Consider the following 15,258-nt stretch of genomic DNA (forward strand, 5'->3'; position numbering starts at 1 on the left):
GCGCCCGGCGTGCACGCCGGGGCCGTCGCCCGACCGTTTACAGCGTGTACTCGTACTGCCCGTCTTCGGTCGCGAGGAAGGCCTCGAGCAGGTCGATCGTCGCCGCGACGTCGTCGACGTGGGCGGTTTCGGTCACGGTGTGGAGGTACCGCGTCGGGACCGAAATCGCGCCGACCGGTTTCGCGCCGGCCGCCTGCTGGAAGCCGGCGGTGTCGGTACCACCCGACGGCAGGATCTCGAGTTGGTACTCGATCCCTTCCTCCTCGGCGAGCGACTGGAGGCGGCCGTGGAGTTTCGGGTTCGTGATGACGCTCGAGTCTTTGAGCTTGATCGCGGTGCCCTCGCCGAGTTCCGTCACGTGTTCGCCGTCGTCGAAGCCGGGGATGTCGTTGGCGACGGTGACGTCCATCGCGAGCGCGAGGTCGGGGTCGATATCGACGCCGAGGGCGCGTGCACCCCGGAGTCCGACCTCCTCCTGGACGGTCGCACAGAAGTGGATCGTTACCGCCGGGTTCGTCAGTTCGCGGGCGGCCTCGAGCATCGCGAGCAGACAGACCCGATCGTCGAGCGCTTTCCCGGTGATGGTCTCGCCGACGCGTTCGGTCGTCTGGCACGTCGTGACGAGGTCACCGCGGGTAACGCGGTCGTCGAGTTCCTCGTAGGGGAGGCCGGGATCGACCACGACGTCCTCGACCTCGGGCGTCTTCTCTTTTCGCTCGTCGTCGAGCGTGTGGGGCGGCGGCGAGCCGATGACGGCCGGAACGTCTCCGTCTTCGGCGTGGATGGTCACGCGTTGGGCCTTGAGAACGCGTGCGTCCCAGCCCCCGAGCGCATCGAGTTCGACGAAGCCGTAGCCGTCTTCGTCCCCGCGAACGTGACGGACCATAAAGCCGATCTCGTCCATGTGTGCGGCGACGGCCACCGAATACTCGCTGTCACCCTCGAGGGTCCCGACGACGTTCCCCATCGCGTCGGTTCGCACGCGGTCGACCGATTCCTCGAGTTCCCGAACGACGAGGTCGCGAACGCGGTCCTCGTAGCCGGGGACGCCACTGGTCTCCGTCAATGCTTTCAGGAGATCCCAATCGAAGGGAGCGGATGTCATGGCGTCACATGTGGCGTGACGGAATAAAAGCCCGTGGAAACGCGCGTCAGCAGGTGTAACCGCGGTGGGCGGGGGTTTGCTGTCGGCAGCGACGAGTCAGCTGTGATGGCGGTTCTCAACCGCGGAGTATTAACGGATCCGTCCACTACTGGCGTGTATATGAGTAACGTACGCGTTGCAGGCACAGGGCTGACCTCGTTCGGGAACAGCCCCGAACGGACGAGCCGAGATCTCTTTGCCGAAGCGAGCATCACCGCTTTCGAGGACAGCGAGGTTCCCCGCGAGGACGTCGAAGCGGTCCTCTACGGCAACTTCATGGGCGAACTTTCCGAACATCAGGGCCACCAGGGCCCCCTGATGGCCGAAGCGGCCGGCGTCCAGGCCCCGGCGACCCGCTACGAGTCCGCGTGTGCCTCGAGCGGGACTGCGGTCCGTGAGGCGGTCACACGGATCCGGAACGGCGAAAACGACGTCTTGCTCGTCGGCGGTGCGGAACGAATGACGAACCTCGGTACCGCGGGTGCGACCGAAGCGCTCGCGATCGCCGCGGACGACCTCTGGGAGGTACGGGCCGGCGTGACCTTCCCCGGCGCGTACGCGCTGATGGCCCGAGCGTACTTCGAGGAGTTCGGCGGCGAGCGCGAGGATCTGGCACACATCGCCGTCAAAAACCACGAAAACGCACTGAGCAACGACAAAGCCCAGTACCAGAAGGCGATCGACGTCTCTGACGTCCTCGAGGCACCGCCAGTTTCGGAACCGCTCGGACTCTACGACGCCTGCCCGATTTCCGACGGCGCGTCCGCGCTCGTGTTGACGAGCGAGTCCTACGCCGACGACCACGACCTCGAGGCACCGGTCTCGATCACCGGCACCGGACAGGGCGGCGACCGGATGGCGCTCCACGACCGCGAGCACCTCGCCCGCTCACCGGCCGCACGGGAGGCGGGCGAAGAGGCCTACGCCGACGCCGGTGTCGACGCCGGCGACGTGGACCTCGCGGAGGTCCACGACTGCTTTACCATCGCCGAAGTGCTCGCACTCGAGGCACTGGATCTGGAACCGATCGGCGAGGGAATCTCGGCGGCCCGTGACGGGCGGACGACTGGCGACGGCGAGACGCCGATCAACCTCTCGGGCGGGTTGAAAGCCAAAGGCCATCCGGTCGGCGCGACCGGTGCGTCACAGATCGCCGAAGTGACCGATCTACTGGCGGGTGAGCACCCCAACAGCGAGTACGTCGACGGTGCAACCACTGGCGTCGCCCACAACGCAGGTGGGACGGTCGCGAGCGCGACCGTTCACGTCCTGGAGGTGAGCGACCGATGACCGACGGTGAATCCGACGTCGCCGACGCCGGCTTCGACGAGTGGCTCGCCGCCGCCGCGGATGGCGACGCCACCTACCTCGAGTGTGCCAACGGCCACGGTTCCCTCCCACCGCGACGCGTCTGTCCCGACTGTGGCTCGACCGACCTCGCGGAGGCAGACCTCCCCGACACCGGCGACGTGCGGACGTTTACCGTGACTCACGTCCCGACGCCGGCCTTCGCGGAAGACGCCCCGTATGCGACGGCCGTCGTCGACTTCGGCCCCGTTTCCCTGACCGGACAGCTCGTCGGGATCGATCTCGAGGACGTCGAGACCGGCCTGACCGTCGAACTCGAGATCACCGTTTCGGAGACGACGGGCGAGCGCGTACTCTCACTTCGCCCGGTCTAGGGTCGGGAACGACTGTTTTCCTCGCGGGACTGATCCTGTTGCCCCGCTCGGCGTCACGACTGGGAGGTGCCGACGGGAAGCCGGAATCGCTGCCGAAGGTCGAGTCCGCGGAGAGAAACGACGGCCGAGACGTGACTATTCGTGCGCGTCGAAATCGGCTCGTGGCAGTTCCGCACTCAGGTACTCGACGAACTTGTCGGGATGTTCGGCGTGGGGCAACTGCGTCGCGTAGTCGATGACGACCAGATCGAGGTCCGCCGCCTCGGCGAGGTCGCGACCGTCCCGGAGCGGGACGAGTTCGGCGTCCCGGCCCCAGACCAACGTCGTCGGCGGCTCGAGGGCGGCCAGTTCCGTCCCGAGGTCGAACGCCGGGTCGAGGGTGCCCGCGGCGAAGGAGGCAGGAGCGTAGCGTGCGCCGGGCTGGTGGGCACTGTTCCAGGCGTACTGGACCTCGTCCGCGTCGATCCGATCGGAATCGTAGTAGCCGTCCCGGTCGTAGAAGTACCGGATCGACGGCTTGCTCGCGAGCAGGTTGTACAGCGTCGTGCCGACGATCGGTGCCCGCAGCAGGGTGCGGAGCCACGGTCGCTCCTCGGCCGTCTCGCCGGTCGGACAGATCAGGACGAGCCGTTCGAACTCGGTCTCGTCGGCGGCTTCGACGACGAACGTGCCGGACAGCGACGAGGCGACCACGATCGGTTCGTCGGTGATCTCCCCCGCGAAATCGCGAACGAACTCGCCATAGAGGTCGGCGGAGTAGACCAGCGGCGGTCGCTCGGACCGACCGAACCCGGGGAGGTCGACGGCGTAGACGTGGTAGTCCGCTGCCAGTTGTTCGACGATCGGCGCGAACTCGTGGCTGTTCGCACCCGCGTAGATCCCGTGGACCAGAAGCATATCCGGATCGTTCGGGTCGCCAGCGACGGTATACGTCGTTTCGATCCCGCGCCAGCGATACGTCCGTTCGATACCGGGCAGCGGGTTCTCGAGGTCGCTCGCACGTCGTTTCAGGAGGTAGTTACCGACGACAGCGCCACCGACCGCGCCGAGAGCGCCACCGAGGACGGCTCGTGCTTTCATACGGAGGCCGTAAGCGGTCAACGGCCTTAGGTCTCTGGTTTGGGTTCGCTACGAGCGGGAAGGTCGGCCGTCAGCCCGACTGCACGGTCCCGTAACCGGTGGCGGGTCGACTACTCGAGCCGGTCGCTCGAGCGACCGGTAGCCAGTCGAAGGCCGCGGACGCCGAACGGTCCGTTCGATCGGGGGAACAGTCCCCTCCCACGCGTCCGTCGACTCGAGCATGGCCGCGAGTGGGTGTCGGTTCGGTACTGGAGTGGCAGGCTTGAGACGGCACTAGATACTACTGACTGGATGTGGAACGCCGACTATGACCGATCACTCGAGGCCTGGGGAGACCGAACCGGCCGATCCCGCGAGGCCGTGGCCCGTTCTCGTGGCCGTCGGGCTCGCCGGTTCGGAGGTCGGCATCGTCGTCGGCCTCGTCCCCGTCGCCGTCGGCGGACTCGTCGTGTTCGCGGCGAGCGTCGCCGGCATCCTGGCGGACGCCGACTACGTCGACCGGCCCTTGGTGCTCGCTGCCGAATTCGGCGTCGTGTTCGTCGTCGTCGGGGCGATACTGGTCGCTCACGGGAGCGGGACGATCCCGATTCGCCCCCTCGAGTCGCTCTCGGGACTGGCGAGTCGCGGGGGGACACTCGTTCTCGCCGGCCTCGTGACGATCGTCGGAGCCGGGATCGTCGGTACCCAACGGGAATAGCATGATCGATGTCACCACCGCCGATACGGGACCCGAACGAACGGACCGCTACCGGACGCGACCCCGCGAGGGGGCTCCGAGAGAGGGACCTTTCCGATGAGTCGACGTGCCTTCGACGCGGAAATCGCGCTGGATCTGGCGGTCAACGTGCTCCCGTTCGCGATCATCGCGTTCTTCGTCGTGGTCTTTGCAGTCTTCAACCCGTGGGGGTTCGATCCGCTCCAGTCGACGATTCAGTTCGCCATCCTGGTGGCGACGATGGGCACGCTCGCGGTCGTAACGTTGCTCGCGGCTCGAGTGATCGAAACCGACGAGCGGACGCGAAACGGGACCTGAGTCGACCGGTGCCCGCCTCCAACGAGAGCCGATGTCAGACGGTCCGCTGTCAGTCAGTGACGGCGCACCCCAAGACAGGTCGCGGTTGCACCGGTCACTCGGGACAGGAGACCGTCTCAGTTGAGGACGAGGACGAACCCGGTCACTGCCATCAGGATCGCGATCGCGACCAGCAAGAGCCCGAACAGTTCCTTCTCGCTCATACTGCCTCCGTCGTCGCCGGGATGGAAAAACCTCCGTCCCGGCTGGGTCGTGGTGAGTTGCGCGACGAGCACGGACGAACCGCCACGACACCGTTGGGACTCGGGGCCGGCGGCGACGCCGTGACTGGCGGCTCAGGCGAGCCCGAGGCTCTCGCTGTACGCACCGTACTGCTCCTCGAAGACGCCCATAATCTCGCCCATCGTCGCGTAGGCTTTCACCGCGTCGACGAGGGACGGGATCGTGTTCTCGCCGCGCTCGCTGGCTTCGCGGAGGGCGTCGAGCGCTTCCGCGACCGCGGCGTCGTCCCGTTCGGCCTTTACCTCTGCGAGCCGGCCGAGCTGGCGTTCGGCCGTGGTCTCGTCGATCTTGAGGGTGTCGGGGCTGGTGTCTTCCTCGAGGGTGTACTTGTTGACGCCGACGACGACCTCCTCGCCGCGCTCGACGCGTTCCTGGTACTCGTAGGAGGCGTCCTGGATCTCCCGGTGAAAATAGCCGTCACCGATTCCCTTGAGGATGCCGTCGCGAACCGAGCCCTCGCCCATCTCTCGGATCTCCGCGATGTAGCGCATCGTTCGCTCCTCGATCTCGTTCGTGAGCGTCTCGACGGCGAAGGAGCCGCCCATGGGGTCGACGATGTCCGCCGCGCCGGACTCGTCGGCGATGATCTGCTGGGTCCGCAACGCGACCCGAACTGCCTTCTCGCTGGGCAGCGCCAGTGCCTCGTCGAAACTGTTCGTGTGGAGCGACTGGGTGCCCCCGAGGACGCCGGCCAGCGCCTGGATCGTCACCCGGGCGACGTTGTTCAGCGGTTGCTGGGCCGTCAACGACTGCCCCGCGGTCTGGGTGTGGAACTTGAGTCGCTTGGACTCGTCGGCCTCGGCGTCGTACCAGTCGCCCATGACCCGGGCGTAGATTCGGCGGGCCGCCCGGAACTTCGCGATCTCCTCGAAGAAGGAGTTGTGACAGTTGAAGAAAAAGGAGAGTCGGGGCGCGAACTCGTCGACGTCCAGCCCCCGGTCCATTGCGTCCTCGACGTAGCCAAAGCCATCCGCGAGGGTGAAGGCGAGTTCCTGAACCGCCGTCGAGCCCGCCTCGCGGATGTGATAGCCCGAGACCGAGATCGGGTGGAACTTGGGCGTTTCCGCCGTGCTGAACTCGAGGACGTCCGTCACGAGGTCGATCGACGGCTCCGGCGGGATCACCCACTCCTTCTGGGCGATGAACTCCTTGAACATATCGTTCTGAAGGGTTCCCCGGAGTTCCTCGCGCGAAACGCCCCGCTGGTCGGCCAACGCGACGTACATCGCGTAGATCACCGGCGCGGAGGGGTTGATCGTAAACGACGTCGAGATCTCGGCGAGGTCGATGCCCTCGAAGAGGATCTCCATGTCCCGGAGCGTATCCACCGCGACGCCTTCCTTCCCGATCTCGCCCTCGCTCATCGGGTCGTCCGAGTCGAGTCCCATCAACGAGGGCATATCGAAGGCCACCGAGAGCCCGGTCTGGCCCTCGTCGATCAGGTAGTGAAAGCGCTCGTTGGTTTCCTCTGCGGTGCCGAAGCCGGCGAACTGGCGCATCGTCCACGTCCGACCGCGGTACATCGTCGGATACGGACCGCGGGTGTAGGGTTCCTCACCGGGAAACCCGAGGTCCTCGAGGTAGTCGAGATCGCCGACGTCGTCGGGGGTGTAGAGCCGGTCGACCTCGTGGTTCGAAACGGTCGCGAACCGATCCTGGCGCTCGCCACGACGCTCGAGGGTCGACTCGAGCGTCTCCGCTTCCCACTGATCGCCTGCCTCGCGGATCGCCTCGAGATCCTCGTCGTCGTACATAGGCGTAATATTTGCCGACAGCGCAATGAAGGTTCGGGGACGGGTCACGTCGAGAACCCGCGCCGACGGAGCAACCGGTCCGCCGTGGTCCCACCCCTCCGGACGCGGTCGTCGACGCCCCCCGGCTGCCGTCGTTTCGACGGAGACACGAAGCGAGAGTCTACCCACTGCGAATGTAGCAAACGTATTACGCGACTCGAGGACCCCGTCCACGACTTCACTCGTGGGAAGCGTCAGCTCTCGTCCTGTAAGAACAGCGACTCACACAGCGCGTCGGGGCCCTCGTCCTCGAGCAGCCTGCGCTGTCGGTCCGCGCCGCTTTCCCGCTCGTAGACGCGTTTGATCCCGTCGATTCCGAGCCGCTCGCACTCGCGGTCGACGAGTTCTCCCAGTCCGACGGTCCCCTCGAGTTCGCGGTCGATGAAGGAGGCGTCCTGGCCGTAGCGGATGGCCCGCCACTTGTTCTCGTCGAGCAGTTCCCGGCGATGGCGGTGGCCGCTCGTGCCGTCCTCGTAGGCCTCGGCCAGGGCTTCGACGAGTGCGTGCGCGTACTCGACGAACGCGAGGACGATTTCGGGATCCGCCTGCCCGTCGGGGGTACGGAGCTCGACGGTCCCGTGAGCCGTGTGTGGACGGACGTCGTACCAGAGTTCGCCCCGATCGTTGATCGAGTCGGTCTCGAGCATCCGGCGTTCGAACCGGTCGAACGCCTCGAAGTCCTCGAAGTGGGTGGGCATCCCGGTGTTGGGCAGCGCTTCGAAGATCTTCGCGCGGGCGGACTGGAGTCCGGTGTCGAACCCGTTCCAGTACGGCGAGTTCGCCGACAGCGCGAGCATGATCGGGACGTACCAGCGCAGTTCGTTGGCGATCCAGACCGCCTTGTCGGCGTCGTCGACGCCGACGTGGACGTGAACCCCTGCGGTCGTGTTCCGGTGTTGTGGATACTGGATCCGATCGAGTTGCGAGCGGTAGCGCGGTTTCTCCGCGTGCTCGAGTTCCCGCCACTTCGCGAGCGGGTGGAGGCCGGCGGCTGCGATACGATAGCCGTGGGCCTCGGCGTGGTCGATCAGTGCCTCGCGAATCGCGAGCAGCGACTCGCGGGCGTCGCCGGGCTCCTCGATCAGCGGCGTCTGGGTTTCGATGACGAACTTGAACAGTTCGTGATCCAGCCGCCCCTCGAGGATTTCGGGCGGCTCGTGTTCGTAGACGAGTTCGTCGGTCCCGCTGGTGGGGCGGCCGTCCTCGTCGACGACGAAACACTCCTCTTCGATCCCCAACGTACCCATGCGCGTAAACGATTCCCGGGACCCGCGTTCCATCGTGCTCAGTTTTCGTCGCCGATAGTAAATACGGTTTGGAGTCGGAGCGTTCGGCCGGAACCGAGCCGGCGGCCGCCGATCAGGACGCGACGGACTCCACCTCGGGCTCGAGCCCTGCTTCGTCCTCTCGGAGCTTGAACTTCTGGATCTTGCCGCTGGGGTTCTTCGGAAGCTCGTCGACGAAGTAGTACCGCCGCGGGCGCTTGAAGTCGGCGAGGTGCTCGCTCTCGAGGAGGAACGAATCGAGGTCGGCCGCGTCGACGCCGTCGGCGACGACGTAGGCGGTGACGAGTTCGCCCCACTCGTCGTCGGGCTCGCCGACGACGGCCGCCTCGTCGACGGCGTCGTGGGCGAACAGCACGTCCTCGACCTCGGCGGGATAGATGTTCTCGCCGCCGGAGACGATCATGTCGTCTTTGCGGTCGACGACGGTGAGATAGCCGTCCTCGTCGCGGTAGCCCAGGTCGCCGGTGTAGTACCACGTCGTCCCGTCGGCCTCGCGAAGCGACCGCTCGGTCGCCTCGGGACGGTTCCAGTACTCCCGCATCGTACACGGACTGGCGATCAGGATCTCGCCGATCTCGCCTCGCTCGACCTCCCGATCCGGCTCCGCGTCGGGTTCGACGATTCGCAGTTTGTGATTGAGCGCGGGCAACCCGGCCGTCCCCTGTTTCGAAAGTTGATCTTCCGGGGGCTGGAAGACGCCGGCGGGACCGATCTCTGTCATCCCGTAGGCCTGCAAGTAGTCCTCGCAGAGCTGTTCCATGCAGTTCTCGAGGACCTGTTCGGGCATCGGGGCCGCGCCGTATAGCCCTAGCCGGAGCGAGGAGGTATCGACGTCCATCTCGGCCGCGGTCATCGAGAGCGCGTTCCACGCGGTCGGGGCCGCGAAGACGAGCGTGACGCCGTGCTCCTCGATCGCTTCGAGAACCGCCTGCGGGTCGAACTCGTGGTGGATGATGTTGGTCGCACCGCGGTGGACTCGCGGGAAGAGGTTACAGTGGAGCTCCGCGCAGTGATACAACGGCATCATCGACAGCCCGACGTCGTCGCGGGTGATCCGGCCCTCCGCGATACACAGGAGGTTGTGCTCGACCATGTCCCGGTGCTCGTGGACGACTCCCTTGGGACGGCCCGTCGTCCCGGACGTGTAGATGAAGGCGTAGACGTCGTCTTCCGCGACGCGGACGTCGGGTCGGGAAGTGGACCCTGACTCGAGCAGGTCGTAGAACCCGCTCGCGTATGCGGGGATGCCCTTGCGGTCGTCGTCGATGAAGACGTACTCGTCGACGGTCTCGAGGGTCGGTCGTGCGCCCTCGACCGCCTCCCGCGTAGCGGACTCGAAGAGTACCATCTCGGCCGCCGCATCGTTGACGATGTACTCGATCTCGCCCGCCGGCAGCCGGAAGTTCAACGGGGTGAAGACGGCCCCGATCTTCGCACACGCGTAGACGGTGAGTGCCATCTCCGACCCGTTGTACAGCACCGTCGCGACCCTGTCGCCCTTCTCGATCCCCGCCTCGAGCAAAGCGTTTGACAGCCGATTGACTCGTCTGTCGAACTCGGCGTAGGTCCACCGCTGGTCCTTCCGCGGATAGACGATCGCGTCCCGGTCGGGGTGACGGTCGACCGTGCCCTCGAGGGTGCTCCCTATAGTGGGATGTTCTGACATACCATAATATGCTACCACGAAATACCTTATATTCTTTATTGAACAGGGCCTCACTCGAGAGTCGCCGTCAGGCGACGACGGCGAGTCGGAACGGGACCGTCGGTACGGCTCGAATTCCCAATAAAAAGAGTGGGTCAGGCACCACGGGGTTCGGTCGTGGCAGGCGAGACGTCCCCGCTGGTTCGACGAGTACTGTTGGCGACGGCGATCATCGAACCGCCCGTCGTGAGCAAGCTTAGCCCGACGATGAATCCGACGAACCAGGTCGCGCTGACCGGGAACCCGGCCCAGAGGAGGGCAGCGAGCACGAGCGAGAGGACGCCGCTGACAGCAATCCAGCTTCGACCCGCCTGGGCACCCATCCGCACGCTCGATACCAGTTCCGCGACTCCATCGAGGATCAGGTATGCGATGGCCCCGAGTGTCAGGCTCAGCAGACCGACGACCGGATCGAGGAGGAGGACGATACTCGCGACGATCGAGACGATCGCGAGCGTCCCCTGCCAGAACGATCCCCGCCAGCCCCGTGCGGAGCGAACGTGACCCGCGTGGACGACCCCGACGAATAGCAGTATCCCACCGAGGACGTACGTCAGCGCGATTCCCGTCGCAAACGGCAGGAGGATCGCGAGTAGCCCGATTACTGCGACGATCCCTCCCGCGAACGCGAGCGGACGCCATGCCGTCTGGGGCGTGTACTGTTCCGCATCCATGGTAGCTGTGGTCATGGTTTCATCAGTATATCCAACGACCTGTGAGTATTTATATATAATATACGATCCTACATTATGTCGCGAAAACCGTCCGGTTGGACACGGAGCGCGGCCGTTCAACGTGGACGGCCGAGTGTCCCGCGGGGAGGTCGTCCGTTCGTTCGGAGGGGATCGCGTGACAGCGATGGCGGCGAACGTCACGATCGGTCGCCTCGACGCGCTTCCGGTGGTCGGCGAGTTGCGGAGCCGGTACCGACGACTGAACGGTCCTGTGTAATCGCACGATCGGCTCGCTTATGGCTTCGTTTTCCGGGGGCTAAACAGGGCACAGTTCGGGCACCAGATCGATCCGTCGGCCCGTGTGATCTGCTTGCCGTTGCAGTCCGGGCACTGTCCATCCGCGTATTGGGTCATGGTGTCACGGTAGGTGTCTGACTCTTATGCGCCTTCCGGGGAATCGAATCCGCGAGCGGACGTGCCCCCATCATCGGTTGGGGCCCGATAGCCGGGTCTCGAGCCCGGTTCAGACGGGATCCTGGTCGGTCGCGGTGCGATCTCGAGGCGTTCTGTCGACACTCTGGATCGACTATCGCTGGACCGATCGACGGTCAGCCGAGTGTGTCCGGACGCCCACTCAGCAGCTCGGTGCCCCGTACGAGCTCCCCGAACGCTACCGTGTGTTCGGTGTGTCTCTGACGGACGCGTCTCGACAGAAACTGATGTTACGAATGTGACTGTGGGACTAACGATCGGAACAACTCGATTACCGCGCTCGCCCCTGCTCCCGAATGTGGACGTTTCCGCGTCTGAAACGCTCGAACGAAAGGGCCGGTTTTTGCCGACCGACGGCGGTACCATCGACGGTTACGATGCCACGTCCAAGACCGATCGGCGTCGCAGTCGTCGTGACGCTCGTCTTCCTCTCGGGGGCGAGCATCGCGTTCGCCGCAGCCGACGCCGGAGTCGCGACCCAGGAGAACCGGACCGAGAACGAAACGGCCACAGTGACCTTCGAGAACCAGACGTCGAACGGGACCGCGGTCGTGGTCAACGACACGTCGCTGCCCGAGGGTGGCTTCGCGGTCATCCACGCGGCTGCGCCCGCCGACGGGGACAATGCGACCGAGGACGAGGTCGTGATGAACATGTCCGAAGAGTACGACCCCGGAGAGGTGTTGGGTAACTCCACCTTCCTGGAACCCGGCGACCACGAGAACGTGACCGTCGAACTCAACGAGTCCCTCGAGGAGAGCCAGGTGTTGATCGCGATGGCCCACCAGGACACGAACGACAATCAGACGTACGAGTTCCCGGAGGCCGACGACCCCTACGTCACTGACGGCGAGCCGGTGATCGACGACGCACTGATCACGCTCGAGGAGACGGCGGACGGGACGAACGAGACGGCCGATACCGAGACGACGAACGGCGAAGAGGACGAGTCGACGGCGTAGTACTCTCCTTTGTACTCAGTCCTCGGCACTGTTTTGGGGGCTCTCCACTCGCGGAGGGACCGCCGATCCGGTCAAGAGCCGGACCGAGATACCGGCACCGAGCAGCGCGATCGCCGAGAGCACCACGAAGAACACACTCATCGTGGCCTGATCCAGCAGAAAGCCGCCCAGAGAGATGCTCACCGCACCCAGCCCGAACATTCCCAGATAGGTGTAGCCATACGAGAGCCCGCGAGCGTCAGCGGGCGTGTAGACGGCGACGGCCTCCTGATAGAACGGCTCGATAGCGAACAGCGAAAAGCCGATGCACCCACAGTACAGGGCGATCACACCGAGCCCCATCGTGGACACCGGAACGAACGCGACCGCCAGGAGCGCGAGGCCGAGGAAGACGACGACCAGTCCGCGAGCGACGGGCACCCGACTGGTCAACTTTCCAGCGGTGTACTGCCCCGCCATCCCGACGACGAGCAACCCGACGTAGAAGTAGTCGCCGAGGGAGAACTCCTCGAGACCGTCCGGTGGTTCGATGCCGTCCATCGCCGGAAGCCCGCCGAGGAGTTCCGGCAGGTAGGTGAGGACCCCACGGTAGTAGAGCCCGACGACCGTCACGATCGCGAACACGAGGAGGAACGACCCCGCAAACAACGTCCGCGAGTTCGCGACGAACGACGAGCCGGAGCCCGATTCGGTCGCGTCGTCCCGCGATATCGTTCCCTCCTCGAGTGCGGCAGTCGGATCGAACCGGGCCGTGAGTCCGTAGCCGGTCGCGAGAACGCCGGGAACGGCGAGCGCGATGGCGACGAGTCGCCACTCGAAGACGAGCAGTAACGTCGCGGTGGCGAAGGGGCCCAGCGCGATACCGAGGTTGCCGGCGATGCCGTGCCAGGCGAAGACCGTGCCGCGGTCTTCGACCCCCGTGCTGATGAGGGCGAGCCCGGCGGGATGATAGATGCTCGCGATCACGCCCCAACACAACAGCCCCGCCGCGAGGGCGTAGATCGAGGTCGCGAACGCGAGCGCGACGAACGAGAGACTCATGCCGGCGAGACAGACCAGGACGAGTCGCTTCGGGCCGTACCGATCGGCGAGGAGTCCGGCCGGTAACGCGCCGAGCCCGAAGGGTGCGTAGCCGAGTGCGACGATGCTACCGAGGAGAGCGACGCTCACCTCGAACGTGTCGAGCCAAACGACGAGAAAGATCGGGATCGCCAGCTCGAACCAGTGAACGATCGCGTGTGAAAGCATCGTAAACGCCGCGATGGCCCTGTCGTTATCGGTGAGCGTCATTTCCCTCCCATCCGTCGATACTGGCCGGTTCGCGCCGGGCTACTTAGGGACTTGGAAACTGCTGCGTGCCCGCCGAGCCCGCCGTCATCGAACGGCCTGACCGTTCCGGTGGCTGCGGGGTGTCGCTGCCGAACCGATGGAAACTCGAGTTGCGGACGCGAGGTCGGTCCGCCGGATACTGGTTCGCTCGTTCCGCCAGTCGGAATCGAACGGACTCGCAACGACTCGCGGTTCGCCGGCGAGCCGCACAGACCGAAACGACCGGTTATCGTGGCCGCGCGACGATCCCGAGATGATCCGCGTGGTATTCCTCGAGCGTCCGGGTCTCCAGAATCTCGTACCCCTCCGACAGCTCTTCGCGAACGTCCGCAAACACAGCAGCAGGCTCCCGCGTCACGTCCTCACTGCGAGCCTTCACGGCCAACAGGAGTCGCCCGTTGTCGGCCAGGAACCGCCGGTTCTCGAGTGCGACCCGCGCCTGCCCGCGCGTCGCCACGTCCTGGACGATCACGTCCACGTCCGCCTCGACGACGTGGGCGTAGGTCTCCGGTTTCCGGGCGTCCTTCAGGAGCGGAAAGAGCCGCTCGCGTGAGTCCGCAGCCTCGAGCAGGTCCCGGACCGGCCGCGGGGCGAACTCGACCGCGTAGGTCGGGCCGGCGAAATCCGCGACGTGGCTCACCGTCGTTCCGCTTGCTGCACCCAGGTAGAGGACGGTTTCGCCGCCCGCGAGACCGGTTTCCATGCTCAACTCGAGCATCGCACCGAGTTTCGATCGATGAGGATTCCAGGCGCGCCACTCGCCCTCCGTCGGCTCGCCGTAGACCGACTCGCCCCGCGTCGCGAGTCGCTCGGTCCCGTCGAACGTACGGCGCTGGACCCCCGTCGGAAGCTCCTCACTCATCGTCGGGCCCCCCGTCGGTTCCGGAATCGTCGTCCATGGTCCGTGCCTGAATCGTCTCGATCCGCTCGACCAGTTCCGCCTCGAGTTCGGGCCGTATCTCGCCCGCGTAGTGGTCGACGCGGGCCGCGATGGCGAGTTTGCCGGCGACCGCACGCGCCGCCGAGCCTCGGTTCTCGGGGTGGGTCCCCCGCACCGCGTCGTGCGTGTAGATGATCCCGTGTTTGGGCGACGGCGCGTGGCCCCGCAGGTGGGCGAACAGGGCGTCCTCCGCGCCCAACACCTGCACCGTCCCGCTGGGTTTCTTCGCGAGTTCCTCGAGCCCCCCGGCGAGCGAGATCAGCCGGGCTGCGAGGACCGGGTCCGCGAGCGCCGAGAGGTTCGGCGCGACGGCCGGCGTCTGGCGCTCGACGAACGCCCGAAGGTCGTCTGCCTCGTCCGCGAGGTCGGCAACGCGGTGGGCGAGCGATCGGATCGCTGGTTCCTCGAGTTCGTCGTCGGTATCCCCATCCGCCAGCGTCCGCGCGTATTCGACGCCGGTCCCCACCTCGGGATCGACGGTCCCGGCCCACTCGGACAGGCGCTCGGCGAGTTCGTTTGCCGTCCGGTTGCAGTCGTCCATGGTCCGGATCGCGTGGATCAGCTGCCGGTCGTCGGCTCGCTCGCGTTCGGTCACTGCGGCCCGCGTCGCTGCCGTCGTCGCCTCGCGGAGGGCCTCGTAGTACTCGGCCTCGTCGCTCGCGAACCCAGCCTCGACGGCCAGGGCGGGCCAGTCGCGGGGCTCGTCTGCGCTCCCCTCGCGAATTGCGGTCGTCGTCGCATCGGGATCGTCGCGGTCCCCGGCCACGAACCACCCGTCCGTATCACTCATGCACGCTCGTTCCCGCCGCGGGCGATTAAAGGCCCCGTTCGGTTGGCGGGGCGAGTCGGAGGCCGG

At 66.0% G+C, this 15,258-nt stretch carries 15 protein-coding genes; 5 read left to right on the forward strand and 10 right to left on the reverse strand.

Translation table 11 applies throughout. The annotated features are described in order from the left end of the window. Positions 1-37: 37 nt before the first annotated feature. Entirely contained in the window at positions 38-1,105 is a 1,068-nt protein-coding gene (locus J0X27_RS17045) for a M42 family metallopeptidase (protein WP_207270335.1), read from the reverse strand. A 159-nt stretch (positions 1,106-1,264) separates the two neighbouring features. On the opposite strand from J0X27_RS17045, the gene J0X27_RS17050 reads away from it, so the two are divergent. Together J0X27_RS17050 and J0X27_RS17055 are read left to right on the forward strand one after the other, a co-directional pair. Beyond that, a complete protein-coding gene (locus tag J0X27_RS17050) occupies positions 1,265-2,434 on the forward strand; it encodes a thiolase C-terminal domain-containing protein (protein ID WP_207270336.1) in 1,170 nt (389 codons plus the stop codon). Next, complete coding sequence (locus J0X27_RS17055) at positions 2,431-2,826, forward strand: Zn-ribbon domain-containing OB-fold protein (protein WP_207270337.1); 396 nt, start codon at positions 2,431-2,433, stop codon at positions 2,824-2,826. The genes J0X27_RS17050 and J0X27_RS17055 overlap by 4 nt, the downstream gene beginning before the upstream one ends. A gap of 135 nt (positions 2,827-2,961) precedes the next feature. Here the strand turns inward: J0X27_RS17055 and J0X27_RS17060 are convergent, their stop codons facing one another. Continuing rightward, positions 2,962-3,906, reverse strand: a complete 945-nt coding sequence (locus tag J0X27_RS17060) for an alpha/beta fold hydrolase (RefSeq protein WP_207270338.1) — start codon at positions 3,904-3,906, stop codon at positions 2,962-2,964. A gap of 307 nt (positions 3,907-4,213) precedes the next feature. On the opposite strand from J0X27_RS17060, the gene J0X27_RS17065 reads away from it, so the two are divergent. Beyond that, the gene (locus J0X27_RS17065) at positions 4,214-4,603 is read left to right on the forward strand and encodes a DUF7541 family protein (RefSeq protein WP_207270339.1); all 390 of its coding nucleotides are present in this window, start codon (positions 4,214-4,216) and stop codon (positions 4,601-4,603) included. Positions 4,604-4,699: 96 nt separating this feature from the next. Next, a complete protein-coding gene (locus tag J0X27_RS17070) occupies positions 4,700-4,939 on the forward strand; it encodes a DUF6684 family protein (protein WP_097378836.1) in 240 nt (79 codons plus the stop codon). Between the two features lie 116 nt (positions 4,940-5,055). On the opposite strand, the gene J0X27_RS17075 is transcribed toward J0X27_RS17070, so the two are convergent. The 5 genes from J0X27_RS17075 to J0X27_RS17095 form a co-directional block, all read right to left on the reverse strand. Continuing rightward, positions 5,056-5,214: a hypothetical protein gene (locus J0X27_RS17075; protein WP_207272113.1), complete on the reverse strand. Its 159-nt coding sequence runs from the start codon at positions 5,212-5,214 to the stop codon at positions 5,056-5,058. Positions 5,215-5,274: 60 nt separating this feature from the next. Further along, the gene (locus J0X27_RS17080) at positions 5,275-6,975 is read right to left on the reverse strand and encodes a methylmalonyl-CoA mutase family protein (protein WP_207270340.1); all 1,701 of its coding nucleotides are present in this window, start codon (positions 6,973-6,975) and stop codon (positions 5,275-5,277) included. A 233-nt stretch (positions 6,976-7,208) separates the two neighbouring features. Then, positions 7,209-8,294: a glutamate--cysteine ligase gene (locus J0X27_RS17085; RefSeq protein WP_207270341.1), complete on the reverse strand. Its 1,086-nt coding sequence runs from the start codon at positions 8,292-8,294 to the stop codon at positions 7,209-7,211. A gap of 79 nt (positions 8,295-8,373) precedes the next feature. Continuing rightward, complete coding sequence (locus J0X27_RS17090; protein ID WP_207270342.1) at positions 8,374-9,966, reverse strand: fatty acid--CoA ligase; 1,593 nt, start codon at positions 9,964-9,966, stop codon at positions 8,374-8,376. Between the two features lie 134 nt (positions 9,967-10,100). Then, positions 10,101-10,694 (reverse strand): HdeD family acid-resistance protein, encoded by a 594-nt coding sequence (locus J0X27_RS17095; protein ID WP_207270343.1) that lies wholly within the window; start codon positions 10,692-10,694, stop codon positions 10,101-10,103. 854 nt (positions 10,695-11,548) lie between these two features. Here J0X27_RS17095 and J0X27_RS17100 point away from each other — a divergent pair. Further along, a complete protein-coding gene (locus tag J0X27_RS17100; protein ID WP_207270344.1) occupies positions 11,549-12,133 on the forward strand; it encodes a DUF7282 domain-containing protein in 585 nt (194 codons plus the stop codon). Between the two features lie 15 nt (positions 12,134-12,148). Here the strand turns inward: J0X27_RS17100 and J0X27_RS17105 are convergent, their stop codons facing one another. The 3 genes from J0X27_RS17105 to J0X27_RS17115 all read right to left on the reverse strand — a co-directional run bounded on the left by J0X27_RS17105 (position 12,149) and on the right by J0X27_RS17115 (position 15,192). Further along, positions 12,149-13,423, reverse strand: a complete 1,275-nt coding sequence (locus J0X27_RS17105) for an MFS transporter (protein WP_207270345.1) — start codon at positions 13,421-13,423, stop codon at positions 12,149-12,151. A gap of 265 nt (positions 13,424-13,688) precedes the next feature. Next, the gene (locus tag J0X27_RS17110) at positions 13,689-14,324 is read right to left on the reverse strand and encodes a fibrillarin-like rRNA/tRNA 2'-O-methyltransferase (RefSeq protein WP_207270346.1); all 636 of its coding nucleotides are present in this window, start codon (positions 14,322-14,324) and stop codon (positions 13,689-13,691) included. Next, positions 14,317-15,192 (reverse strand): NOP5/NOP56 family protein, encoded by an 876-nt coding sequence (locus tag J0X27_RS17115; RefSeq protein ID WP_207270347.1) that lies wholly within the window; start codon positions 15,190-15,192, stop codon positions 14,317-14,319. The genes J0X27_RS17110 and J0X27_RS17115 overlap by 8 nt, the downstream gene beginning before the upstream one ends. Positions 15,193-15,258: the final 66 nt, after the last annotated feature.

Origin of the sequence: Natrinema longum, from assembly GCF_017352095.1 — an archaeon.
Lineage (GTDB): Archaea > Halobacteriota > Halobacteria > Halobacteriales > Natrialbaceae > Natrinema > Natrinema longum.